Annotated in this window: 21 protein-coding genes and 2 pseudogenes; 13 read left to right on the top strand and 10 right to left on the bottom strand. The window is 63.9% G+C overall.

Translation table 11 applies throughout. The features are described from left to right. Positions 1-136 precede the first annotated feature (136 nt). A complete protein-coding gene (gene rhaI, locus F8A10_RS19275) occupies positions 137-1,420 on the bottom strand; it encodes an L-rhamnose catabolism isomerase (RefSeq protein WP_193668365.1) in 1,284 nt (427 codons plus the stop codon). After that, positions 1,417-3,519 carry a bifunctional rhamnulose-1-phosphate aldolase/short-chain dehydrogenase gene (locus F8A10_RS19270; protein ID WP_406611869.1) on the bottom strand — a complete coding sequence of 701 codons (2,103 nt, stop codon included), beginning with the start codon at positions 3,517-3,519 and terminating at the stop codon, positions 1,417-1,419. The genes rhaI and F8A10_RS19270 overlap by 4 nt, the downstream gene beginning before the upstream one ends. Before the next feature lie 185 nt (positions 3,520-3,704). On the opposite strand from F8A10_RS19270, the gene F8A10_RS19265 reads away from it, so the two are divergent. The 10 genes and pseudogenes from F8A10_RS19265 to F8A10_RS21600 all read left to right on the top strand — a co-directional run. After that, complete coding sequence (locus F8A10_RS19265; protein WP_152368234.1) at positions 3,705-4,514, top strand: DeoR/GlpR family DNA-binding transcription regulator; 810 nt, start codon at positions 3,705-3,707, stop codon at positions 4,512-4,514. A gap of 30 nt (positions 4,515-4,544) precedes the next feature. Continuing rightward, positions 4,545-5,540, top strand: coding sequence for a rhamnose ABC transporter substrate-binding protein (rhaS, locus tag F8A10_RS19260; RefSeq protein ID WP_152368233.1), 996 nt, complete (start codon positions 4,545-4,547; stop codon positions 5,538-5,540). 63 nt (positions 5,541-5,603) lie between these two features. Further along, positions 5,604-7,157 carry a sugar ABC transporter ATP-binding protein gene (locus F8A10_RS19255; RefSeq protein WP_152368232.1) on the top strand — a complete coding sequence of 518 codons (1,554 nt, stop codon included), beginning with the start codon at positions 5,604-5,606 and terminating at the stop codon, positions 7,155-7,157. Then, positions 7,154-8,125 carry an ABC transporter permease gene (locus F8A10_RS19250; protein ID WP_152368231.1) on the top strand — a complete coding sequence of 324 codons (972 nt, stop codon included), beginning with the start codon at positions 7,154-7,156 and terminating at the stop codon, positions 8,123-8,125. Before F8A10_RS19255 ends, F8A10_RS19250 begins: the two co-directional genes overlap by 4 nt. Then, on the top strand, positions 8,122-9,114 hold the full coding sequence (locus tag F8A10_RS19245; protein ID WP_152368230.1) for an ABC transporter permease: 993 nt from the start codon (positions 8,122-8,124) through the stop codon (positions 9,112-9,114). The genes F8A10_RS19250 and F8A10_RS19245 overlap by 4 nt, the downstream gene beginning before the upstream one ends. After that, complete coding sequence (gene rhaM, locus F8A10_RS19240) at positions 9,111-9,428, top strand: L-rhamnose mutarotase (RefSeq protein ID WP_152368229.1); 318 nt, start codon at positions 9,111-9,113, stop codon at positions 9,426-9,428. Before F8A10_RS19245 ends, rhaM begins: the two co-directional genes overlap by 4 nt. Then, complete coding sequence (locus F8A10_RS19235) at positions 9,425-10,777, top strand: FGGY-family carbohydrate kinase (protein WP_152368228.1); 1,353 nt, start codon at positions 9,425-9,427, stop codon at positions 10,775-10,777. Before rhaM ends, F8A10_RS19235 begins: the two co-directional genes overlap by 4 nt. A gap of 874 nt (positions 10,778-11,651) precedes the next feature. Further along, on the top strand, positions 11,652-12,641 hold the full coding sequence (gene araD1, locus F8A10_RS19225; protein ID WP_152368227.1) for an AraD1 family protein: 990 nt from the start codon (positions 11,652-11,654) through the stop codon (positions 12,639-12,641). 7 nt (positions 12,642-12,648) lie between these two features. Beyond that, positions 12,649-14,355, top strand: a pseudogene (locus F8A10_RS19220) (IlvD/Edd family dehydratase). Beyond that, positions 14,355-14,474, top strand: a pseudogene (locus F8A10_RS21600) (gfo/Idh/MocA family oxidoreductase); the annotation flags it as partial. The pseudogenes F8A10_RS19220 and F8A10_RS21600, both read left to right, overlap by 1 nt. A 10-nt stretch (positions 14,475-14,484) precedes the next feature. On the opposite strand, the gene F8A10_RS19210 reads toward F8A10_RS21600, so the two are convergent. The 4 genes from F8A10_RS19210 to epmA form a co-directional block, all read right to left on the bottom strand. Then, positions 14,485-15,129, bottom strand: coding sequence for a metallophosphoesterase (locus F8A10_RS19210; protein WP_193668361.1), 645 nt, complete (start codon positions 15,127-15,129; stop codon positions 14,485-14,487). Continuing rightward, positions 15,126-15,248, bottom strand: a complete 123-nt coding sequence (locus F8A10_RS21785; RefSeq protein WP_264675572.1) for a hypothetical protein — start codon at positions 15,246-15,248, stop codon at positions 15,126-15,128. The genes F8A10_RS19210 and F8A10_RS21785 overlap by 4 nt, the downstream gene beginning before the upstream one ends. A gap of 678 nt (positions 15,249-15,926) precedes the next feature. Further along, entirely contained in the window at positions 15,927-17,201 is a 1,275-nt protein-coding gene (locus tag F8A10_RS19205; RefSeq protein WP_152368225.1) for a lytic murein transglycosylase, read from the bottom strand. Positions 17,202-17,337: 136 nt separating this feature from the next. After that, positions 17,338-18,396 carry an EF-P lysine aminoacylase EpmA gene (gene epmA / locus F8A10_RS19200; protein WP_152368224.1) on the bottom strand — a complete coding sequence of 353 codons (1,059 nt, stop codon included), beginning with the start codon at positions 18,394-18,396 and terminating at the stop codon, positions 17,338-17,340. 136 nt (positions 18,397-18,532) lie between these two features. Here epmA and efp point away from each other — a divergent pair, with 136 nt between their 5' ends. After that, positions 18,533-19,099, top strand: a complete 567-nt coding sequence (gene efp, locus F8A10_RS19195; RefSeq protein ID WP_010395373.1) for an elongation factor P — start codon at positions 18,533-18,535, stop codon at positions 19,097-19,099. A 101-nt stretch (positions 19,100-19,200) separates the two neighbouring features. Here efp and argC read toward each other — a convergent pair whose 3' ends face one another. After that, the gene (gene argC, locus F8A10_RS19190) at positions 19,201-20,229 is read right to left on the bottom strand and encodes an N-acetyl-gamma-glutamyl-phosphate reductase (RefSeq protein ID WP_010395375.1); all 1,029 of its coding nucleotides are present in this window, start codon (positions 20,227-20,229) and stop codon (positions 19,201-19,203) included. 493 nt (positions 20,230-20,722) lie between these two features. On the opposite strand from argC, the gene panB reads away from it, so the two are divergent. Beyond that, complete coding sequence (gene panB, locus F8A10_RS19185; RefSeq protein WP_010395376.1) at positions 20,723-21,553, top strand: 3-methyl-2-oxobutanoate hydroxymethyltransferase; 831 nt, start codon at positions 20,723-20,725, stop codon at positions 21,551-21,553. Continuing rightward, positions 21,550-22,398, top strand: coding sequence for a pantoate--beta-alanine ligase (gene panC / locus F8A10_RS19180; protein WP_152368223.1), 849 nt, complete (start codon positions 21,550-21,552; stop codon positions 22,396-22,398). Before panB ends, panC begins: the two co-directional genes overlap by 4 nt. On the opposite strand, the gene F8A10_RS19175 is transcribed toward panC, so the two are convergent. Genes F8A10_RS19175 through F8A10_RS19165 form a run of 3 tightly spaced genes read right to left on the bottom strand, consistent with a single transcriptional unit; the run spans position 22,395 to position 24,783 of the window. Beyond that, the gene (locus F8A10_RS19175) at positions 22,395-23,753 is read right to left on the bottom strand and encodes a sensor histidine kinase (RefSeq protein WP_152368222.1); all 1,359 of its coding nucleotides are present in this window, start codon (positions 23,751-23,753) and stop codon (positions 22,395-22,397) included. The two genes, panC and F8A10_RS19175, sit on opposite strands and share 4 nt — an antisense overlap. Further along, positions 23,750-24,433 (bottom strand): response regulator transcription factor, encoded by a 684-nt coding sequence (locus F8A10_RS19170; RefSeq protein WP_010395382.1) that lies wholly within the window; start codon positions 24,431-24,433, stop codon positions 23,750-23,752. The genes F8A10_RS19175 and F8A10_RS19170 overlap by 4 nt, the downstream gene beginning before the upstream one ends. After that, positions 24,433-24,783: a PepSY domain-containing protein gene (locus tag F8A10_RS19165; protein ID WP_010395383.1), complete on the bottom strand. Its 351-nt coding sequence runs from the start codon at positions 24,781-24,783 to the stop codon at positions 24,433-24,435. Before F8A10_RS19165 ends, F8A10_RS19170 begins: the two co-directional genes overlap by 1 nt. Positions 24,784-24,795: the final 12 nt, after the last annotated feature.

The following is a 24,795-nucleotide window of genomic DNA, read 5'->3' as shown; positions in this document are numbered from 1 at the left end:
GAGCCCGTTGAAAGGCGTAGGCGTCGGATCGCGGATCCGTCATTTGGGAGGAATGTGATGCGGCGGATCAATTGCTTCCTATGACGTGCCCGGCGCTTTCGAAATGTTACCGTTGGCGAGGCTTGATGGTCTTGGCTCAGACGATGCCTCCGCCCCCGGATGTCGTCCTGGGCCTCTCGGCGGCGACCCGCGCGCGATAGCGCGAGGCACGGAAGGTTGCGACCGGATCGATCGCCGCGCCAGCGCGCAGCCGCGCCATTTGCAGGACCGGCTCGACATCGGTGCGGAAGGCCGTCCGCAATGCCGACGCAGCCATCAGCGCATCGTTCTCCTCCCGATAGCTCTCCAGCGCCGCGCGATCGACCAGAGAAGCCTGCACGAAGGCGCGCTGGATCTCGCCGGCCGAGACGATCAGGCTTTCGATCGGATCGGTGACGTTGTGGCTCTGATCGATCATATGGGCCAGGTCGAGGCCCGGCGTGTCCTCCAACTCGACCAGTTCGTTGAAGACCAAAAACAGGCGGAAGGGCTCGATCGTGCCGCTGTCCAGGTCGTCGTCGCCGTATTTGCTGTCGTTGAAATGGAAGCCGCCGAGCTTGCCGGCCCGCACCAGCCGCGCCACGATCATCTCGATGTTGACGTTCGGGGCGTGATGGCCCAGGTCCACCAGGCATTGCGCCTGTGGGCCCAGTTCCTGCGCGGTCACCAGGCTGGTGCCCCAGTCCTGCACCACGGTCGAGTAGAAGGCCGGCTCATAGATCTTGTGTTCAGAAAAGATCCGCCAGTCCTCGGGCAGCCCGGCATAGATCGCCTTCATCGAGTCCAGATAGCGGTCGAACTGGCGCGACAGCGAGGTCTGGCCGGGAAAGTTCGAGCCGTCGCCGATCCAGACGGTCAGCGCCTTCGATCCGATGGCCCGGCCGATCTCGATGCATTCCAGGTTGTGCTCGACCGCCTGCCGGCGCGTCTCCGGGTCGGTATGGCTGAGCGAGCCGAACTTGTAGCTGCGCGCCTGCCCAGGCTGGTCCTGGAAGGTGTTCGAGTTCATGGCGTCGAAGCCCAGCCCGACCTCCTCGGCCTTTTCGCGCAGCAGCGCCGGGTCTTCCTTGTCCCAGGGGATATGCAGGCTGACCCGAGGTGTCGCGGCGGTCAGTTGGTGGATGGTGCCGCAATCGTCCAGCTTGTCCATGATGCCGCGCGGCTCGCCCTCGCCCGGAAACCGGGCGAAGCGGGTGCCGCCGGTGCCGGTCCCCCAGCTGGGAACCGCGACGCCGAAGGACATGGCACGGGCGGTCAGCGCCTCGATATCGATGTCCCGGTGCGCCAGACGGGCGCCAAGGGCTTGATAATCGGCCTGCATATCGGCCGCGCGGGCGGCGTTTTCCGCCTCGATCACGCTTTTCTCGATCATGGCGGTCACCGGGTGAAGGCCTGGACGTTGCCGGCGTCCACGTTCAGGATGTTGCCGGTAGATTTCGCGGAAAGGTCGCCGGCAAAGAAATAGATGGCCTCGGCGATGTCCTCGGGCAGGACCGAGCGCTTCAGCATCGACCGCTGGCGATACATCTCCTCCAGCCCCTCCTTGTCGGTGCCGTAGGTCGAGGCGCGCTGGTCCAGCCACTCGCCCTCCCAGATGCGCGAGCCGCGCAGCACGGCGTCGGGGTTCACCACATTGACGCGGATCCCCGTCTCGGCGCCTTCCAGTGCCAGGCAGCGGGCCAGATGGATCTCGGCCGCCTTGGCGGTGCAATAGGCGCTGGCATTGGGACTGGCCGCCAGGCCGTTCTTGGAGGCGACGAAGATCACCGAGCCACCGACCTTCTGAGTGCGGAACAGGCGGAACGCCTCGCGCGAGACCAGGAAATAGCCGGTGGAGAGGATGTCCATGTTCTTGTTCCACAGCGCCAGCGAGGTTTCCTCGACCGGGGCCGAGGTGGCGATGCCGGCATTCGACACCAGGATGTCGATGCCACCGAACTCGACCGCTGTTTCGGCATAGGCGCGGGCGACCTGGTTCTCGTCGGTGACGTTCATCTGGATCGAGCGGACCACGTCCCGGCCGAAGCTGCCGGCCAACCCCTCATGCGCGCGCCCTAGGGCGTCTGCATCGATATCGGCCAGCATGACGCAGGCGCCTTCGCGCAGGAAACGCTCGGCCGTGGCGGCGCCAATCCCGCCCGCGCCGCCGGTGACAAGCGCCACCCGGCCGGCCAGGGCCTTTGGTTTCGGCATCCGCTGGAGCTTCGCCTCCTCCAGCAGCCAGTATTCGATGTCGAAGGCTTCCTGCTCGGGCAGGCCCTGGTAGGTCGAGACGGCGCTGGCCCCGCGCATCACGTTGATGGCGTTGACGTAGAACTCGCCCGAGATCCGCGCCGTGGCCTTGTCCAGCGCAAAAGTGATCATGCCAACGCCCGGCACCAGGTAGACCACGGCATTCGGGTCGCGCAGTGCGGGGCTGTCGGGATGTTTGCAGCGTTCGTAATAGGCGGTGTAGTCGGCGCGATAATCGGCGACGGCCTTTTCAAGGCCGGCAATGGTCGCGTCAAGATCCGGGTTTGCCGGGTCGAAGTCGACGACCAGCGGCCGGATCTTGGTGCGCAGGAAATGGTCCGGGCAGGAGGTGCCCAGGGGCGCAAGGGTTTCGAGCGCATTCGAGCCGACAAATTCCTGGACCGCCGGTTGGTCGTCGAAATGGCCGACCTTGTAACGCTCTTTCGAGATCAGGCCGCGAATCACCGGCATCAGCCGGGCTGCGACGTTGCGACGTTCTGCTTCGGGCAGCGTGGGAACCTTCGCCCCACCAAACGCAGGCTTGCCCGCGGTCTTTCCCTCCAGCCAGGCGGCGGCCTTGTTGATGATCTCCAGTGTGGTCAGATAGCAGTCCTTGGCATCATCCGCCCAGGTGAAAAGCCCGTGGCTTTCCAGAACCGCGCCGCGCATCTTCGGGTTCTCGGTCGCCAGCTTCTCCAGCCACAGACCCAGCTCATAGCCCGGCTTTTTCCAAGGCAGCCAACCGATCTCGTTGCCGAAGATCTCGGCTGTCAGTTCTTTCGAATTGACCGAGGCGGCGATGGCGATGATCGCGTCGGAATGCACGTGGTCAACGTGGCGACGGGGCACATAGGCGTGCAGCGGCGTGTCGATCGAGGCGGAGCGCGGGTTCAGACCGAAGGTGCAATGGGGCAGGTAGCCGACCATCTCGTCCTCATGCGCGGGGCCGCGATACTTGCCCTTCAGCGCGTGCAGCCGGTCCATGTAGAGTGTGGCGAAGCCATCCATCTTCATCGAGCCGATATCGCCGCCCGAGCCCTTGACCCAAAGCACCTCGACGGATTCGCCGGTCAGCGGATCGGCCTCGATCACCTTGGCCGAGGTGTTGCCGCCACCGTAATTGGTGACGCGCTTGTCCGACCCGAGCAGGTTCGAGCGATAGAGCAGCTTTTCCGATTCGCTCATGGACGCAGCCTTGGCGTCGTCCCACAGGTTTTCCAATCGGTTGGCGGTCATTGTCATGGTCATGCGATCCTCCCCTTTCGGGCGGCGGTTGCCGCGCGGTCAGGAGACGCATAACCTTGCGTTCGCCTCAAAGTCAATCATTTTCAATCAATCACAATCAATAATTGCCACATAAAACGGCGTATACGCTTAAAAATGATTGACAATGCGCGAAATTGATGGAAACTGAGTCGCCAAGGGAGCGAGACATGCTGGAAACCGAACGTCACCGCATTATTCTGTCCGCCGTGCAGGAGCGGCCGGTCGTTACCGTTGCCGATCTCTGTGCGTTGACCGGCGCATCCGAGGCGACGGTGCGGCGCGATATTGCTCAGCTGCATGTCGGCAAGAAGCTGCGGCGCGTGCGCGGCGGCGCCGAGGCCATTGCGCCGCCGCAATTCGTCGGGATCAATGCCCGGCCCTTTGCGGTCGATCAGACGATCAATATCGCTCAGAAACGCGCAATCGCCCAAGCGGCGGTCGAACTGTGCCAGGATGGCGATGCCATCATCATCAACGGTGGAACGACCACCTTCCAGATGGTGCATCCGCTGTCCACCCGACGCCTGCAGGTCTTTACCAACAGCTTTCCCATTGCCGAGCACCTGCTCAAGCAATCCAAGAATACCGTGCTGGTGCCAGCGGGCGCCATCTACCGCGAACAGAGCATCATCCTGTCGCCCTTCGACGAGGACGGCAGCAACCACTTCTATGCTCGGCTGATGTTCATGGGCTGCCGTGGCCTGGGGCAGCTGGGATTGATGGAGGGTGATCCGCTGCTGGTCCAGGCCGAGCAGAAGCTGATCGACCAGGCTGACGAGTTGGTGGTGCTGGCCGACAGCTCGAAATTTCGCCAGCGCTCCAGCCTGCTGCTTTGCCCGCTGACACGCATCCACACCGTCATCACCGATGACGGGATCGAGGATCGCGCCGCCAAGATGCTGGAGGCGGCCGATATCCGCCTGATGGTGGTCGAGGCAGCAGCGGCTTCAAACCGGAAGAAACGCGCCGAGGAGTAAGGCGCGACATCGCTCATAGGGGAGGAAGACATGAGCATTCTGAGCAAGATCCTGACCACCGCCGCAGTCGCCGGCGCGCTGATGACCGGCGCCGCCCAGGCCGAGAACTTGCGCATCGCGCTGGTCGCCAAGGCGCTTGGCATCGGCTTTTTCGAGGCGGCCAACAAGGGCGCCCAAGAGGCTGCGCAAGAACTCGGCGATGTCGAGATCATCTATACCGGCCCGACCGACACCACCGCCGAGGGCCAGATCGAGGTCATCAACAGCCTGATCGCGCAAAGGGTCGATGCCATCGCCGTCAGCGCCAATGACACCGACGCGCTGGTGCCCACCCTGAAAAAGGCCATGCAGCGCGGCATCACCGTCATCAGCTGGGATTCCGGCGTCGCACCGGCGGGCCGGCAGATGCAGCTGAACCCATCCTCCGCACCGCTGATCGGCAATACGATCATCAAGCTGGCCGCCGATCACCTGCCCCCCGAGGGCGGCGAGGTCGCGGTACTTTCGGCCACCACCACCTCGACCAACCAGAACACGTGGATCGCCGAGATGAACAAGGTCGCGGGCGACTATCCGAACGTCAGGGTAGTGGGGACGGTCTATGGCGACGACCTGGCCGACAAGTCCTATCGCGAGGCGCAGGGCCTGATGCAGACCTATCCGAACCTCAAGGCGATCATCGCGCCGACCTCGGTGGGCATCGTCGCTGCTGCGCAAGCCGTCACCGATGCTGGCAAGATCGGCCAGGTGAACGTGACCGGCCTGGGCCTGCCGTCGGAAATGGCCGGTCATGTCAAGTCGGGGGTCTCGGAAAGCTTCGCGATCTGGAACCCCATCGACCTGGGCTATTCGGCGACCATGGCCGCCTACCACCTGGCCAAGGGCGACGCCAAGGCCGAGCCGGGCGCGACCATCCCGATCGGCCGCATGGGCGAGATCACGCTGGACGAGAACACCGAGGCCGCCATGGCCGATCCCTTCGTCTACGATGCCGGCAACATCGACCAGTTCAGCTCGATCTTCTGATCGCCGGAACGCTGCCCCGGCGCGCAGGGCGCACCGGGGATCCCTGCCTCAAAGGATGTGATCATGCAGGCTGAGTATCGGCCGCAGGACGGCGCGGCCCCGGTGCTGTCGCTGCGCGGCATCGTCAAGACCTTTCCCGGAGTGCGTGCGCTTGGTGGCGTGCAACTCGACCTCTATCCCGGCCAGGTGACCGCGCTGATCGGCGAGAACGGCGCGGGCAAGTCCACCATCGTCAAGATCCTGACCGGCATCTACCAGCCCGACGAGGGCGAGATCCTGGTGGATGGCCGGCGTGTTGCCCTTCCTACCGCCCAGGCTGCGGGCGAGGCGGGTGTGACCGCGATCCATCAGGAAACCGTGCTCTTCGACGAGCTGACGGTGGCCGAGAACATCTTTATCGGCCATGCGCCCCGCAACCGCTGGGGCCTGATCGACCGGCGCGCCATGCGCGGGCGTGCCCGCGCCATCCTGGACGGCATCGGCGCCGATCTGAACCCCGCGGTGCGGCTGCGCGATCTGGGTATCGCCAGCAAGCACCTGGTCGCCATCGCCCGCGCCCTGTCCATCGACGCCCGCGTCGTCATCATGGACGAACCGACCGCCGCGCTGTCGCACAAGGAGATCGCCGAACTTTACGACCTGGTGGAGAAGCTCAAGGCGCAGGGCAAGGCCATCCTGTTCATCAGCCACAAGTTCGACGAAATCTTTCGCATCGCCGACCGCTGGACCGTGTTCCGCGACGGCCAGTTCGTCGATCAGGGGCTGATGCAGGATGTAGCCGAAGCCGATCTGGTGCGCATGATGGTCGGCCGCTCGGTCGACCAGATCTATCCCAAGCGTCCGGCCCGGATCGGCGAACCGGTGCTGACCGTCGCCGGCTACAGCCACCCGACCGAGTTTGCGGACATCACCTTCACCCTGCATCGCGGCGAGATCCTGGGCTTTTACGGCCTGGTTGGAGCCGGACGCTCCGAGGTGATGCAGGCGCTGTTCGGCATCACCCGGCCGTCGAAAGGCGCCTGCCGGATCGAGGGCAAGGTGCGGGTCATCCGCTCGCCCGCGCAGGCGGTTGAGGCCGGCATCGTCTATGTCCCCGAGGATCGCGGCAGGCAGGGCGCCGTCAAGGGGCTGCCGATCTTTCAGAACGTCACCCTGCCGTCGCTGGCGCGCACCAGCCGGGTGGGCTTCCTGCGCCTGACCGAGGAATTCGCGCTGGCCCGCGAATACACCCAGCGGCTGGACCTGCGGGCGGCGAGCTTGGACCAGGACGTCGCGCTGCTGTCGGGCGGCAACCAGCAAAAGGTCGTCATCGCCAAATGGCTGGCCACACGTCCGCGCGTCATCATCCTGGACGAGCCGACCAAGGGCATCGACATCGGCTCCAAGGCGGCGGTGCATGACTTCATGTCCGAACTGGCCGCCCAGGGCCTGTCGGTGATCATGGTCAGCAGCGAGATCCCAGAGGTGCTGGGCATGTCCGACCGGGTGATCGTCATGCGCGAGGGCCGCATCGCCGGCGAGTTCGCAGGCGAGCGGATGACGCCGGAAAACCTGGTGCGTGCCGCCGTCGGCCTGGACCGCAGCGCCCCACCCCCCGGCGAAGGAGAAGCCGCATGAGCATGCTGAAATCTCGTGAGACGATCCTGGCCCTTGCCATCCTGGCGCTGCTGGCCGCCATTGCCAGCCGCTTTCCGGGCTTCGTCTCGCCCGGAAATCTGGCGCGGGTGTTGACCGATACCTCGCCGCTGATCCTGCTGGCCCTGGGCCAGATGACGGTGATCCTGACGAAATGCATCGACCTGTCGGTTGCCGCCAACCTGGCGCTGTGCGGCATGGTCGCGGCGCTGATGAACGGGGCCGGGGTGCCCTTGCCGCTGATCCTGCTGGCGGTGATCCTGCTTGGCGCGGCGCTGGGGGCGGTGAACGGGCTGCTGGTCTGGAAGCTGGGCATCCCCTCCATCGTCGTCACGCTTGGCACGATGACGATCTATCGCGGCTCGATCTTCCTGATGACCGGCGGCGCCTGGATCAACGCCCATCAGATGAGCGACGCGTTCAAGGCGTTCCCCCGCACCGTCGTCCTGGGTCTGCCGGTCATGGCCTGGATCGGCCTTGCCGGCGTCGCGGCCATGGCGCTGGTGCTGACGCGGACGCCGCTGGGGCGGGCCTTCCATGCAGTCGGCGGCAATCCCCACGCCGCGGTCTATACCGGCCTCTCGGTCGGGCGCACGCAATGCGCGGCCTTCGTGCTTTCGGGCGCGCTGGCCGGACTGACCGGCTATCTGTGGGTCGCGCGCTATGCCGTGGCCTATGTCGACATCGCCGCCGGGTTTGAACTGGACGTGGTTGCAGCCTGCGTGATCGGCGGCATCGCCATCGCGGGCGGAGCAGGCTCGGTCGCCGGCGCGGTCATGGGTGCGCTTTTCCTGGGCATCATCAAGAACGCGCTGCCGGTCGTCGGCATATCGCCCTTTTGGCAGATGGCGATCTCGGGAAGCGCGATCCTGGTGGCCATCGCCTTCAACGCGGCCAGCCAACGCGAGCCCGGCCGCATCATCCTGAAACAGGCGGAGCATCGGACATGACCACCGCGATCAATGGACGCCACATTCCCGACCGCCTTACCAGCCCCGCCGCACGTGCGCTGAAAAGCTGGGAGGGGCTGCTGCTGGTCGTGGCCGTCGCCATCTTCATCCTGAATGCGCTGGCCTCGCCCTATTTCCTCGATCCATGGAACCTGTCGGACGCCAGTTTCAACTTCACCGAAAAGGCCATGATCGCCTTCGCCATGGCCATGCTGATCGTCGCCGGCGAGATCGACCTTTCCGTGGGCGCGATCATCGCGCTGGTCTCGACGGTGATGGGCCTGGCTATGACCCTGGGCACCCCGACCCCGGTGCTGGTTCTGCTGGGGCTGGGGACCGGACTGCTTTGCGGCGCCTTCAACGGGCTTCTGGTCGCGGGCTTCGGCCTGCCCTCGATCGTCGTGACCATCGGCACGATGAGCCTGTTTCGCGGCATCAGCTATATCGTGCTGGGCGACGGCGCCTTCACCGGCTACCCCGAGAGCTTCGCCTGGTTCGGGCAGGGCTATGTCTTCTGGGTTATCACGGTCGAGCTGGTGATATTTGCGCTGGCCGCGCTGGTCTTCGGTGTCCTGCTGCACCGCACCAGCTTGGGCCGCATGGTTTATGCCATCGGCAACAATGCCACCGCCGCGCGCTTCTCGGGCATCCGCGTAGAGCGCGTCCGCTTCATTCTGTTCCTGCTCACCGGGCTGATGAGTGGCATCGCCGCGATCTGCCTGACCTCGCGGCTGGGCTCGACCCGGCCCTCGATCGCTGCCGGCTTCGAGCTTGAGGTGGTGACCATCGTCGTGTTGGGCGGGGTCAGCATCCTCGGCGGCTCGGGCAGCGTCCTCGGCGTGGTGCTGGCGGCGCTGGTGATGGGGCTGGTGACCTTCGGCCTTGGCCTGCTGAACGTGCCCGGCATCGTCATGTCCATCGTCACCGGCGCGCTGCTGATCGCGGTCATCGCCATCCCGCGGCTCTGGGCCATGGCGCGGAGGCGGTGATGCAGAAACACGCCTTCCGCATGATGCTGAAGCCCGGCATGGCCGAGGAATACCGCCGCCGCCATGACGCGATCTGGCCCGGACTCGTCGCGCTGCTGAAGCAGGCAGGGGTGCGGGACTATTCGATCCACCTCGACCCCCAGACCAATGCGCTGTTCGCGGTTCTCTGGCGCCCGGACGATCACGGTATGGACGACCTGCCGGCGCATCCGGTGATGCGGCGCTGGTGGGCGCATATGGCCGACATCATGGAAACCCGCCCCGATAACGAGCCCGTCGCGGTTCCGCTGATGCCGATGTTCCACCTGCCATGACCCATATCGCCGTCATCGACATCGGCAAGACCAATGCCAAGCTGGCGCTGGTCGATGGCAGGACGCTGGCCGAGATCGCCGTTGTCACCCGCCCGAACCGTCCCTTGCCCGGCCCGCCCTGGCCTCATGTAGATCTGGATGGGCATTGGCGGTTCTTCCTGACGCATCTGGCGGCCTTCCAGGCCGAGCATGGCGTGGATGCGATCTCGATCACCACGCACGGCGCGGCTGCCGTGCTGCTGGACCGGCAGGGCCGGGTGGCTGCGCCCATGCTGGATTACGAGCATTCCGGGCCGGATGCGCTTGCAGCGCGCTATGATGCGATCCGGCCGGATTTTGCGCTGACCGGCTCCCCCCGGCTGCCTTTGGGGCTGAACCTCGGCGCGCAGCTTCACTGGCTGCTGGCCACCCATCCCAAACTTGCCGAGCGCGTCGCGCATGTCGTGACCTATCCGCAGTATTGGGGCTGGCGGCTGACCGGCGAACGGGCCTCGGATGTGAGTTCGCTGGGGTGCCACACCGATCTCTGGGATCCGTGGCAGGGCTGTTTCTCGCCGCTGGTCGAGCGCTTGGGGTTGACCGACCGCTTCGCGCCCGCGCGCCGCTCGAACGAAGTGCTGGGCGGGCTGTCGCCCGAGGTCGCGGGCTTGACCGGTATTCCTGCCGGCACCCCGGTTGCGGTGGGCATCCACGACAGCAACGCCTCGCTGTTCCCGCATGTCCTGGCGCGGAAAGCGCCTTTCGCGGTGGTCTCGACCGGCACCTGGGTCGTGGCCATGGCGGTGGGTGGCGCAAGTGAACGGCTGGACCCTGCGCGCGACGTCCTCGTCAATGTCAACGCGCTTGGCCAGCCCGTGCCTTCGGCCCGGTTCATGGGTGGGCGCGAGTTCGAGATCATCCATGCCGGCAGCGCGGCCGAGCCCTCCGACGCGGACCGTGCCGCCGTGCTGGATGCCGGGGTGATGATCCTGCCGGCGGTCGAGCCGGGCTCAGGCCCGTTCCGGGGCCGCGAGATGGCGTGGATCGGAACGCCTGGGGGCGAAGGGCAGCGCATGGTCGCCTTGTCCTGGTATCTGGCGCTGATGACGGCGACTTGCCTCGATCTGATTGCGGCCCGTGGGCCGACGATCGTCGAAGGCCCCTTCGCGCGGAACGGCGACTTTCTCGACATGCTGTCGGCCTTGCGCGGCGAGGGCGTCGAAACCGCGGCCTCAGCCACCGGCACCTCGGTCGGGGCGGCGCTGCTCTGCCTGCCGGATGCGGTGGTCGAACAAGGCAGGCCATGCCTCATGCCCGCTCACGCCGAAGCGCTGCGCGGCTATGCTGCCGGATGGTTTGAACATCTGTAAGCGGCGGCCCGCACTTCGGTCGGGTGATTGTCGCTTCCTCCGTTGGACGTCACCGATGTTGCGGGAACATCAAATTGGTGTGCCACAAGAGTTTGCCGGCTTGTTCTGCTGTTCACAGGATTAAGGCGCCTCTTTCCGTGGCACTTCGCCATCTCTCCCAGGCTCCAAGCTTTGGTAACGGGATCGTCTCAGTCAAGCTGTTTTGCGCAGGCGCAATGCGCCGCCGGACTGCGGTCTTATATGTTTATCAAATGGACCGCTTTCCTGCTTGGCAGCCTTCGTGTGAGGTCGACCTGGGCATGCTTCGGTTCGTAGCCGGCACCGTGGCCGCCAACATGATGCTGGTTCAATGCAATTCGGGCCTACCCATCTCATTGGCGTGCTCGACATGGTCGGCATCAATCCTGAGCATGGCATCACCGGAACCGCGTCCCGTGGGAACCTAGAAGACCCGCGATTAGATGGGCAGCAGCCTGCAACCTGCGCATCCAATACCGTCCGTGGCCGCCGCCCTGAGCGATATTGGTCGGTCAGCCCCTCGATCCGATGCTCGGCAAACCGGCGACGCCATTTTCCCATCGTGTGCTCGCCATGCCCAAGCCGAAGCGCCACGTGATTAGCATGCTGCGGGAGAGGCACAATGTATACCAATATATGCATATGGAATGGCATTAATATAATTTTATCATCATGTGGATTGCTTGCTATCGTGCTGGCAAGGCCCTCCGGGTCGACGCGGCCATGCGCTGCGAGGGAGAGGAAATCATGTCATCCAGAGTTGCCGCACTGTATTGGCGATCATCCTTCCATGTCCCGCCAACTGGGACGGGCTGCGGTCACCGCATCACCCCAACTGAGAATGTAAGGCTGATCCATGTTTTTGTCGCAATTGCTTTTGCCGGATGGCGGACGTGCGGTGGCCTTGCGTGACGGCGATGCCGCGCATCTGGTTCCGGGCATGGACAGCACCCGCGCCCTGGCGCTGGACGCCATCGCCGCCGGCCGCAGCCTGGCCGGCGAGGTCCAGGCGCGCTGCCAAGGCGCCCCGGTCGACCTGGGTGCCGCGCTGGCCGAGGGGCGGATGCTACTGCCGCTGGACCATCCCGACCCGGCGCATCTGCACCTGACCGGGACGGGGCTGACGCATCTCAGCTGGGCCGCGACGCGCAATACCATGCATGCCAAGCTGGACGGCGACGAGCTGACCGACAGCATGAAGATGTTCCGCATGGGCCTCGAAGGCGGCAAGCCCGGCACAGGCCAGGTCGGCGCGCAGCCCGAATGGTTCTACAAGGGCAATGGCCATGCTGCCGTGGCGCCCGGCGCGGCATTGGACAGCCCCGGCTTTGCGCTGGACGCGGGCGAGGAGCCGGAAATCGCCGGGCTTTACGTCATCGGCCCGGACGGCACGCCCTTCCGGCTGGGCTTCGCGCTGGGGAACGAGTTTTCCGACCACGTCACGGAACGGGGCAACTACCTCTGGCTCGCCCATTCCAAGCTGCGCCCGGCCAGCTTCGGCCCCGAGATGCTGCTGGGCGCGCTGCCGCAGCATGTCGAGGGTACCAGCCGCATCCTGCGCGACGGCGCCACGCTTTGGGAAAGGCCCTTCCTGTCGGGCGAGGCGAACATGAGCCACAGCATCGCCAACCTGGAACACCATCATTTCAAATATGCGCTGTTCCGCCAGCCGGGCGATGTGCATGTGCATTTCCTCGGCACGGCGACGCTGTCCTTTGCCGACGGCGTCCATGCCCGGCCGGGCGACGTGTTCCAGATCGAGGCCCCTGCGCTCGGCCTGCCGCTGCACAACCCGCTGGTCCAGATGCCCAACGATGCGGTGCCGGTCGCCGTCGCCACCCTCTAGAAGTCGCATGTCCAGCACCCCGTCCTTTACCCCCGCCCTATGGCCGCGCCAGCTGCGCTCGCAGCATTGGTATGGCGGCAATTCGCGCGACACGATCTATCACCGCGGCTGGATGAAGAACCAGGGCTATCCGCATGACCTGTTCGACGGCCGCCCGGTGATCGGCATCCTGAACACCTGGTCGGACCTGACGCCCTGCAACGGCCACCTGCGCGAACTGGCGGAAAAGGTGAAGGCGGGCGTGTGGGAGGCCGGCACCTCGACCGCGATGATGTTTCGCAACCTCGCGGCGCTGGCCATCGAATAGACGATCCGCGGCCAGCCCATCGACGGGGCGGTGCTGCTGGTGGGCTGCGACAAGACCACGCCCAGCCTGCTGATGGCGGCGGCCTCGGCCGACATTCCCTCGATCGTCGTCACCGGCGGGCCGATGCTGAACGGCTGGTTCCGGGGCGAGCGCATCGGCTCGGGGACGCATCTGTGGAAGTTTTCCGAGGCGGTGAAGGCCGGCGAGACGACCCAGGCCGAGTTCCTCGAGGCCGAGGCGAGCATGTCGCGCTCATCCGGCACCTGCAACACCATGGGCACCGCCTCGACCATGGCCAGCATGGCCGAGGCGCTTGGGATGGCGCTGTCGGGCAATGCCGCGATCCCGGCGGTGGATTCGCGCCGCCGCACCATGGCGCAGCTGTCGGGCCGGCGCATCGTGCAGATGGTCAAGGACGACCTGAAGCCCAGCGACATCCTGACCAAGCAGGCCTTCGAGAACGCGATCCGCACCAATGGCGCCATCGGCGGCTCGACCAACGCGGTGATCCACCTGCTGGCGCTGGCCGGCCGGGTCGGGGTCGATGTGACGCTGGCGGACTGGGACCGGCTGGGGCGCGACCTCAAAACCATCGTGAACCTGATGCCCTCGGGGAAATACCTGATGGAGGAGTTCTTCCATGCCGGCGGCCTGCCGGTGGTCATCAAGCGGCTGGGCGAGGCCGGGCAGCTTCACAAGGACGCGCTGACCGTCAGTGGCGCCACGATCTGGGACGAGGTCAAGGAGGTGGTGAACTGGAACGAGGAGGTGATCCTGCCCGCCGACCGGCCGCTGACCGACCAGGGCGGCATCGCCGTGCTGCGCAGCAACCTGGCGCCGAACGGGGCGGTGCTGAAGCCCTCGGCCGCCAGCCCGCACCTGATGGTGCATCGCGGCCGGGCGGTCGTCTTCGAGGACATCGACGACTACAAGGCCAGGATCGAGGATGAGGCGCTGGACATCGACGAGACCTGCGTCATGGTGCTGAAGAACTGCGGGCCCAGGGGCTATCCCGGCATGGCCGAGGTCGGCAACATGGGCCTGCCGCCCAAGGTGCTGCGCAAGGGCATCACTGACATGGTGCGGGTGTCCGACGCGCGCATGTCGGGCACCGCCTATGGCACCGTGGTCCTGCACACCTCGCCCGAGGCGGCGGCGGGCGGGCCGCTGGCCGTGGTGCGCGACGGCGACATGATCGTGCTCGACGTGCCGAACCGCCGGTTGCACCTGGACATTTCGGATGCGGAACTGGCGGCGCGGCTGGCCGAATGGCGGCCGCTGCCCGACCAGCCCGCCAGCGGCTATGCCTGGCTGCACCAGCAGCATGTCATGGGCGCGGATACCGGCGCGGACCTGGATTTCCTGCGCGGCTGCCGCGGCAACCCGGTCGGAAAGGACAGCCACTGATGCGGATCGCGCTCGTCGGCATCGGCAAGATCGCGCTGGACCAGCACGTCCCGGCGCTGGCGGCCAGCCCCGACTGGGAGCTGGCCGCGACCGTCAGCCGGCATGGAAGGGTCGTTGGGGGAATGGCGGTCAGGCGCCGGGGAAAATCAGGCCGCGCAGCAGAAGTTCGGCCTCACCGCCCTCGGGCACCTCGTCGGGATAGCCGAGCGAGACGTTGACAACCGGAGCACCGCGGATACGGACCGACAGCGGCCGGTGGGTATGACCGAAGAACCAGTAATCAGGCAGGTGCGTCTCGATCCAGCCGTCAAGATCCGAAGCGAAGGCCGCGCTGATGCCCGAAATCGGACCGGAGACCGCCAAGCACGGGGCGTGATGGGTGACGACAATGGCTTGTCCGTGCAGGGTCTGGCAATCTCCCGCGTCAACCAGTCGAGGTGATCGCGGTGAATCGCGACGGTGTCCTCGGGGCTGATAAGCCCGCCCTCTGCCCGACGAATTCGACCGTAATCCGGCATGACCATCGCCGCACGCTCCACCGCCGTCCCCGGATCGCCCAGCAAGGCGAAATCCGTCCAGAGCGTGCAGCACAGCAGGCGGCAGGTGGCAGGCGCCGAAGGTCAGAAACTGACTCTGGGCAAGGTTCACACCCGCACCTGAGGCGATCCGGGCCAGAACGTCATCGTCGAGCGTGGCGCCATAATAGTCATGGTTGCCCGGGATCACCCAGATCCGGGCGGGCGAGACCGGCCGCGCGATCCGGGCCAACGTCAAGGCCAGTTCCGTTTTAGATCATTGGCGAGATCGCCCGCGATGATCAGCGCGTCGAGGTCACGCACACCGGCACGATCCCAGAGGTCGAGATGCAGATCGGCTGTGATCAGAACGTTCATTGGCCACATGCCCCTGTGGTCAGAACGAGATCGACCCGACTTTCGTTCGGATGGATAGGCCTCGATAAACGGGATGCTGGACATGAGGATTCCTTTTGGCAAAACGGGGCCGGCGGCCGGAGAACCGGCCAGGCGATTCCGACAGGATGGAAGTGAGTCAGGGCAGGGGAGGCGGGCTGACGACCGGCTCAACCTGGATGGGTTTAATGTTGCGACATTGCGTCGACCCTCGAGACATGGCTCGGCCGCTCGGAGAAGCCGCGCTTTCCGGCGGAAACGTGGTAATCAGGAAACTGCGGAGATCCGGCGAGCTTCAGGCCGTTCCATCGCTCCGGATGGGATTGAGGCGACCTTGCCGGGCAGCGTCCCGGCGGTCAACGGCTCGGGTCCGAGGCCCGATGACAGACCACGGCCTCTGGCACCATCTGGCCGGATTCCTTCAACGAATTGAAATAAAACAATTTTGCTTACAATCAAGCGCTGCGATGGCCATTAATTGGTTGTAGAAAGGACAAAAAAAGGGGCCCAAATGGCCATTATTTCGGTTGTTTGACACGGGCTTTCACCTCACAAGAGTAAATGTCCGATAATCTGTATTATGTAATTAAATTGCGTCAGCAGGTTTAACCAAACGAGAAGCAGACCGGACGCTCATTGCGCCCGGTCTATTGCCACTACTCAGCCCCGACGCAGCTGTTCAAGCAGCGCGGCAGAAGGCTCGCCGGTCACCGGCAGTCCGCGCGAGGTTTGATAGGCCTTGATCGCATTGATCGTGTTCGAGCCGACGTTGCCATCGACGCCCTGCGTATCAAAGCCGCGCGCGGTCAGCAGGCGTTGCATCTCTTTGCGCTGCTCGATCCTCAGGCCGGGATGATTGGCGGGCCACGGGTTCGCAAGTCCCGGATAACCCTTGAGCCGGTCGGCCAGATGCGCCACCGCCAGTGCATAGCTGTCGGCGTTGTTATAGCGCAGGATGGCGTGGAAATTGCGCGTGATCAGGAAAGCCGCACCGGATGAGCCACCGGGAAGGATCAGCTCGGCCGAGGCGGCGCCAGGCGGCAAGGGCCGCGAGGTTGCCTGACGAATGCCAAGCGACTGCCACTCGGCAACACTGCGGCGCTTGCCCTTGCCGGCGAGGCCAGTGTTAAACCCTGCGGGCAGCGTCACCTCGACTGCAGCGGGCAGACCCGGCTGCCAGCCGGATTTCGCCAGATAATTCGCGGCTGATGCAAGTGCGTCAGAGGGATCGTTCGACCAGATATCGCGCCTGCCGTCCCCCGTGAAATCAACAGCATAGCTTAGATAAGTCGTCGGAATGAACTGGGTGTGGCCCATGGCGCCGGCCCAGCTGCCGGTCATATGTCCAGGGTCGATGTCGCCCGCTTGCAGGATGCCCAGCGACGCCATCAGCTGGCTGCGGAAGAAATCACCCCGGTAGCCTTCATAGGAAAGCGTCGAAAGCGCCTCGATCAGCGGCAGGTCCCCGCGCCGCTCACCATAGGTCGATTCCATGCCCCAGACGGCGGTGACGATCTCTTTATCGACCCCGTAGGTCGCCTCGATCCGGCTCAGCACATTGCCATATTGCGCCAGCGCCGCGCGACCATTGTTCTGGCGTTTCTCTGAGACCGCGTTTTCAAGATATTCCCACAGAGATTTCTTGAATTCTGCCTGGTTTTGCGAGCGCCGCACGACCTCGGGGTTATAGGTCACGTCGCGGAATGCGATGCTTAGCGTGCTGTCGCTGATGCCTTGGGCGCGTGCTCGTGCCTTGAAACCCTCGACCCAGTTTTGCAGCCCGGCAACCTTTTCGGGCGGCGGGTTCTGATAGCGGCCCCATTTGATCTCTTGTTCCTGCTGCGGCACGCCCATGCCGGTGTAATTCCCGGCGCAGCCGCCAAGCAGCAAAGCCATGGCTGTAAGCGTCGCTGAAAGTCGCAAAGAAAGCCGCATGCCCGTTCCTTCGTCAAAGCGTTTTGCCCCAGCCTAACCGCGGATTTTCAATGCTGAAAGCCGAAATCTTGCCGGTGGCAAAGCACCGCTATGTAAGAAATAACATAATATATTATTAATTAGACATTGATTTTGCTTATTCTATAAGTGGCGTCCAGATGACCTCATCAATTCGGGGCGCTCCGGTTGCCAGCATGACCAGCCGGTCAAACCCCAAGGCGCAGCCCGAAGCAGGCGGCATGAAAGCCAATGCGGCCAGAAAATCCTCGTCCAGCGGATAACGCTCGCCATAGATTCGCGCTTTTTCATCCATCTCGGCCTGAAAGCGACGGCGCTGCTCAACAGGATCGGTCAACTCGCCAAAGCCGTTGGCAAGCTCGACCCCACAAGCATAAAGCTCAAACCGCTCAGCCTCACGCGGGTCGCCTGAGGTCGGGCGGGCCAGCGCCGCCTCGGCCGCAGGGTAGCGATCAAGGATCAGTGGCCGGCCCATACCAAGATGCGGCTCGACCTTTTCGACCAGAATACGCGACAGAATATCGGACCAGCCGTCATCCGCAGCCAGCCGGATCCCCTGCCCCTCGGCCTGTGCCCGCAATGCGCCGGCATCGGTTTCGGAGCCGTCGCAGGTCGCAAGCAGATCTATACCGGCGTACTCGCGGAAAGCCTCGGCAACGGACATCACCTCAGGTGCAGCATAGGGGTCGCATTCGGCCCCGCGAAACCGCAGCGCCTCGGCCCCCGCAACCTCGGCCGCGTGCTTTAGATATTGTGCGCAATCATCGAAAAGAACGCGATAATCTTCGCCTGACCGATACCATTCCAGCATACAGAATTCGGGGCTATGCAGGGCGCCGCACTCGCGGTTGCGCCAGACGTGACTAAAGGCAAAGATGCGCGCTTCACCCGCCGCCAGCAGCTTTTTCATCGCAAATTCGGGACTGGTGTGCAGATACATCGGCTGCGCCTCGCCATCATTGCCGATCCGGCTGGTAGCGAATGCGTGCAAGTGGGCCTCATTCCCCGGGCTTACGGCCAGCGCCAGCGGATCGACCTCGACGAAGCCCTGTGCACCAAGCCAGTCGCGGATCGCCGCCTGAATACGGTTGCGCGCCAACAGCAAAGGTCGCCGCCCGGCATGGTGGTTGCGGTCCCACCACGGGCTGGATTTTGCGCCGTTCAAAGGGGGGTTCATGCGCGCGACTCCTTCCTGAGTGTCGTTTTCTGCTTGCGGCTGGCGCAAAGCTGCGAAAAACGCTATGGGGTATCATCTTCGCCGGCCTTCGATAGCTGGCCTTTCGGAACTTGAAAAGCAGGCAAGGGAAACCGCCTTGAAAGTCATCGCCTCCAGCCTTCGCAAAGGCAATGTCGTCGAGATCGACGGCAAACTTTATGTCGTTCTGACCGCCCAGAACTTTCACCCCGGTAAGGGCACGCCCGTCACTCAGGTCGATCTGCGCCGCATCTCGGACGGGACCAAGGTCTCGGAGCGGTGGAAAACCACCGAGCAGGTCGAACGTGCCCATGTGGACGAACGCGAATACGACTTCCTTTATGAGGATGGCGAAGGCTACCACTTCATGGAGCCCGAGAGCTATGAGCAGATCGTGGTTTCGCCCGATGTGGTCGGTGATGACAAGGTGTTCCTTGAGGACGGCGTGCGCGTCTTCCTGCAGGTGCATAACGGTGTAGCGATCGCCCTGGAGTTGCCGCAGAAAGTGACCGTCGAGGTTGTCGAGACCGAGCCGGTGGTCAAGGGCCAGACCGCTTCGTCAAGCTACAAGCCCGCTGTGGCCCATAACGGCGTGCGTATCATGGTCCCGCCGCATATCGGCGTTGGCACCAAGGTGATCATCAACACCGCTGACCTGACTTATGTCGAACGCGCCAAGGCCTGAACTGCAGGCCCAAAATTCAGGGCGGGGGATGTGCTATCCCCCGCCCTTTTTATTTTCGGATTATATCCGCAGATTGTGCGGGTTGTGCGGATAACCCGTCGTCAGGGGAAAATGGGTGCGAGCATCAGCCCTTCGGTCTCGGGCAAGCCCAGCATCAGGTTGGCGTTCTGTACCGCCTGCCCCGAGGACCCTTTGCACAGGTTGTCCAGCGTCGAGACGACCAGTGTGCGACCCGAGATCCGGTCCCCAATCACGCCGATATGGCAAAAATTCGACCCCTGCACATGTGACATGGCCGGCAGCTGGCCAAATGGCAGGACGACGATAAAAGGCTCATCGGCATAGGCATTGGCCAAGGCCGAATGAATGGCCTGCGCCTCGCCCTTGAGATAGCAGGATGCAAGGATGCCGCGATTCACCGGCACCAGATGGGGGGTGAACTGAATGCGGACCTCGCGTCCGGCAAGCGCCGAAAACTCTTGATCGAACTCGCCCAGATGGCGGTGTTTGCCGCCCTGCGAATAGCCCGCAACATCCTCGGAGCGTTCGGCGAACAGCATGTTTTCCTTGAGCGAGCGCCCTGCCCCGGAAACTCCGTTCTTGAGATCGCAGATGATATCGTCCAGATTGATCAGCCCCGAGCCGATCAGCGGCCGCAACGCAAATTGTACCGTGGCGGCATTACAGCCCGTTCCGGCGACAAGGCGTGCGTCGCGGATCTGGTCGCGATAGAATTCGGTCAGGCCATAGACTGCCTCAGGCTGAACCTCGGGCGCTGCATGGTCTAATCCGTACCAGTGTTTGTAATCCTCGGGGTTGCGCAGCCGGAAATCGGCGCCCAGATCGACGATCTTGACATCCCGCGGCAACTGGCCGACCAGCGGCTGGCTAAGGCCATGCGGCAGGGCGCAGAAAACCACGTCGATGCCCGAGAAATCAATCTCTTCCATCCGCATCAGGGGCGGCAGCTTCAGATGTCGCAGATGCGGGAAAACCTCATCATAGCCCTGCCCGGCTTTGCGGTCAGCCGACAGTGCGGCAACCTCGATCCGGGGATGGGTGGCCAGGATGCGGACAAGCTCCGCCCCCGTATAGCCCGAAGCACCAAGGATGGCGGCTTTCAGCGTCATGTTTCGACCCCGAGGAACTGGCCGCGGCGGCGGCCGAGGATGGTTTTGGCCCATTCCGCAACCTCGCGGCGGCCGGAACCGGCACTATGCCCGGCCCGCCGCCATGTCAAGCTGAGCGCGGGAGGAGGCAGCGGCTTGGGGTGAATGGTCGGGAAAGTGCTTTACCTTGAAGTTTTATAGATTTTATGTTTATCATTATGATTTTATTATTATATAATTATAAGTTATTGAATCTTTTCCTTCCACCGTTGGGCGGAACGCCCGCCTGCCTGTGCCGGAGATTGGCGAGCGCAGATTTTGCAAACATGCTCCAGATTTGACATATACAGTATAATTAACTGTAATGTATGAATAAATTATTCAATCAATGCGGTCAGATCATAATCCTGCGCAAGAATGCTGCATCTGCATCATTTTATTGCGAGACATGCGGGCGCGAATCCAATATTCGGGCAGCGGCCGCCAAGGCCAGGACTGACGGAGAGGGATTGATATGAGTGCGACCCCCGAACGCAAGGACCGCCTTGGTCCCGGCGATATCCGTGCCCGCAAGGGCGGCGAACCCGTGGTCTGCCTGACCGCCTATACCACCCCGATGGCGCGGCTGGTCGATGCGCATTGTGACATTGCGCTGGTCGGCGACAGTCTGGGCATGGTTCTGCATGGCCTGCCCTCGACCCTTGGCGTCACCATGGAAATGATGATCCTGCACGGCAAGGCCGTCGCGCGCGGCCTGTCCCACGCGTGTCTGGTGGTCGACATGCCCTTTGGCAGCTATGAAGAGGGGCCGGCACAGGCATTCCGCAACGCCTCGCGCCTGATGGCCGAGACGGGCTGTCAGGCCGTCAAGCTTGAGGGCGGGCAGCATATGGCGGAAACCGTGGCGTTTCTGGTCGCGCGCGGCATCCCCGTCATGGGTCATGTCGGGCTGACCCCGCAATCGGTGAACACCCTTGGCGGATACAAGGTGCAAGGACGTGGTCAGGCCGAGGCTGACCGTATCGCCCTTGATGCGCGGGCGTTGGCCGAGGCCGGAGCATTCTCGGTGGTGCTTGAGAAACTGCCCGAGGCTTTGGGTCATCGCATCACCCGGGAAATCGCTGTGCCGACCATTGGGATCGGTGCTGGTGCTGATTGCGACGGGCAGGTTCTGGTCGTCGATGACATGCTGGGGCTTTTCTCGGACTTTCGGCCAAAATTCGTCAAACGTTACGCCGAACTTGGCCAGGACGCGGATGCGGCAATCGCCGCCTATGCCGCCGAGGTACGTGCGCGCCGCTTTCCCGGTCCGGAACATGCCTTTGGCGAGGGCAAACCCGCATGAGTGCGCCGATCATCCGCCCGCTTGCCGAATTGCGCGCCCTGATCCGCGACTGGAAATCCCGGGGTGAGACCATCGGCGTGGTGCCGACCATGGGTGCGCTGCATGAGGGTCATCTTAGCCTTGTGCGCGCAGCGCGGACCAGTTGCGACCGGGTGATCGTCACCCTGTTCGTCAATCCGCGCCAGTTCAACAGCTCCGAGGATTTTGCGAAATACCCCCGCACCGAACACGCCGATGCGGCGCTTTTGGGGCCGCTTGGCGTGGATGCGCTGTTTGTTCCCGATGGTGATGAGGTTTATCCGCCGGGTCATGCGACGGTCATTTCGGTTTCGGGCGTAACCGAACCGCTGGAGGGGCAGCATCGCCCCGGCCATTTCGACGGAGTGGCGACGGTGGTGACGCTGCTTTTCAACATGACCCAGGCTGATCGCGCCTTTTTCGGCGAAAAGGACTGGCAGCAGCTTCAGCTGGTGCGGCGGCTGGTGCAGGACCTGAAAATGCCGGTCGAGATTGTCCCCTGCCCCTGTGTCCGTGACGAGGATGGGCTGGCGCTTTCGTCCCGTAACCAGCGCCTTAGCCCCGAGGGCCGCAGCCGCGCCGCCGCCCTGCCCCGTTCCCTGTTCGAGGCCGCGCGAAAGATCGAGGCGGGCGAGCCGGTCGAGACAACTTTGACAGCAGCGGCGGCCGAGCTTGAGGCGGCAGGAATTACCCCGGTGGAATACCTGGAGTTGCGCGATGGCGACACGCTTGAGGCGCCGCAGGCCGGCCGCGCAACGCGATTGCTGGTTGCGGCATGGCTTGATGGCGTACGGTTGATCGACAATGTGGCGGTCAATCTGCCCTAAGCGCCGGGCTGTGCAGGCAGTGCATCAAAGACAAGCTCGGCCAGGAAACCGGGCCGGGCGTTGCTCAGCCGCAATTCGCCCTGCGCTGCATCGGTGATATCGGCGACCATGGCAAGGCCGATGCCCTGCCCTTGTCCGCTCGGGTCAAGGCTAAGCCCGCGTTGGGTCAACCGCGTCAAATCGGCCTCGGGCACACCGGGGCCGTCGTCGCGGATACCTATGTGGATATGCCCATCCTCTGCCTTGATCGAAACCTGTATCATCTCATGGGCGTGGCGCATGGCGTTCTCAAGCAGCGCGCCAAGCGCCTCGGTCAGATCGTCAGGGTCGATCCGGGCCCGCAGGCCAGAGGGTTTTGGCACCTGCCAGTCGAGCGCCGCCCCCATCGGGGTCCGACGCAGAACCTCAACCAGTTTGGCAGCGATTCGTTCAGGCTCAGCGCCCGAGGTGTTGCGGTCTGACTGGATGCGTGCACGCGCCAGTTCACGATCGACATGGCGGTGCATCTGGGTGGCGATGGTTTCGATACTGCCGGCGATTTCATCCTCGTTCCGGGCGCGCAGCCGTGCCGCATCGCCCAAAAGGGCTTGTAGCGGCGTCTTGAACCCATGCGCCATATTGGCGGCGCGGTGACGGGCGCGTGCCAGCTCTTGCTCGCGGGCATCCAGAAGCTTGTCGATTTCGGTCGCAAGCGGGATTACCTCGGTCGGCAAATCGCGGCCAATGCGCGGACGCGAACCCGAGGTCAGCTCGGCCACCCTTGCGCCGACCTGCGCCAAAGGCCGCAGCCCCACGGTGATCTGCAGCCAGCTGGCCAGCAGCAGCACCGCCCCAAGCAGTCCAAGATAGGGCAACAGATCGCCCAGAAAGCCACGTCGCGCCAGCTCAAGCTCATAACGATGCGAGGCAACGATGATCCGCAGGGGCACCGGATTGGCGCTTTGGCCGACCATCAGGCTTTGCTCGACAGCCAGCAGCGCCTCACCCTGAGGGCCGGGCAGCGACCGTACCTTGACCTCACCCGGGGATGGGACGGGTTGACCAGTCACCAGCACATGATCCCAAAGCGAGCGTGAGCGGCGGATCTCATCCCCCAGCTCTACCTGCCAGTAATGGCCAGAGAACGGCTGGTCATATAGCGGGTCTTCGGGCGATTCGCGCAGACGTGGGCCCGAGGCCCCTCCCGGTTGCACCATCGCCGTCAGGGCCAGCGCCCGGGCTTGCAGATCAGCGATGGTGACACGTTCTACATGGCGTTCAAACAGGATCGCCAGGCCAAAGCCGGACAGCGCGAGCGCCAGCGCAATCGCCAGCGCCCCCGCCAGCACCAGCCGCCAGCGGATCGAGCGGATCACGCGCTGCCCTGCATCTGCGCCTCTCCCCCTTCGAGGTGATAGCCAAAACCGCGACGGGTCCCGATCACGCCGGCGCCCAGCTTGCGACGCAACCGGGTAATGATGGCTTCAACAGCATTCAGTTCGCGCGAATCATCGTCACCGTAAAGATGCTCCAACAGCTCGGTCGGCGGTACGGTGCGATCACGGTTCACGGCAAGATATGCGATCAGCCGGAACTCCAGCGGCGTAACCGACACCGGAATACCGTCGATTGAGGCGGTCATGCGGTTGATGTCCACCGTCAGCCGCCCGATCTGTTGGGTCGCATTGCCCCTTCCCCCTGCGCGGCGCACCAGCGCGCGGGCGCGGGCGATCAGTTCCTCCATACGGAATGGCTTGGGCAGGTAGTCGTCGGCGCCGGCGTCTATACCCTCAACCCGCTCGGTCCAGGCACCGCGCGCGGTCAGGATCAGAACCGGACTTTCGCAACCCTCGGCCCGCCAGCGCTTGAGCACGGTCAGCCCGTCAAGGCGCGGCAGGTTCAGATCCAGCACGATCAGGTCGTAATTCTCGGTGCCGCCGCGAAACCACGCTGTCTCGCCATCGGCCACCAACTCGACAAGAAACCCCGCCGCTTTCAGCGCGCGCTCCAGATCCGCGGCAATCCGCAGTTCATCCTCAACCACAAGGGCGCGCATCAGTCGTCGTCCTCTTCATCATCGCTTTCCTCAAGCTTGATGATGGTGCCGGTCCTGGCATCCATCTCGACCTCGATCAGCCGGCCATCGGTAGTGATGAGTTCGACCTCATAAATCAGCAGGCCATCCTCTTGATCCATCTCGATTTCCGTGACCTGCCCCGGATGGGTTTCTTGCAGCTGCTTCAGCGCCACGGCAAGGGGCAGAATCTCGCCACGTTCGACCGCAGCACGGGCGAATTCAAAATCTGGCGTCGAGGAGTCCTGCACGGAATAGACCCCAGCCCGCTGTCCGACCGCGGGCGGTGGCAGAAAAGTCAGAATCAGGATCAGCAGAGCGCATCTTTTCATGGTTCTATTCAT

The sequence above is a fragment of the Paracoccus kondratievae genome (assembly GCF_009301415.1).
In the GTDB taxonomy this organism is placed as follows: Bacteria; Pseudomonadota; Alphaproteobacteria; order Rhodobacterales; family Rhodobacteraceae; genus Paracoccus; species Paracoccus kondratievae.
The sequence above is the reverse complement of the archived record's forward strand: the minus strand, read 5'-3'. Positions and strand labels throughout refer to the sequence as shown.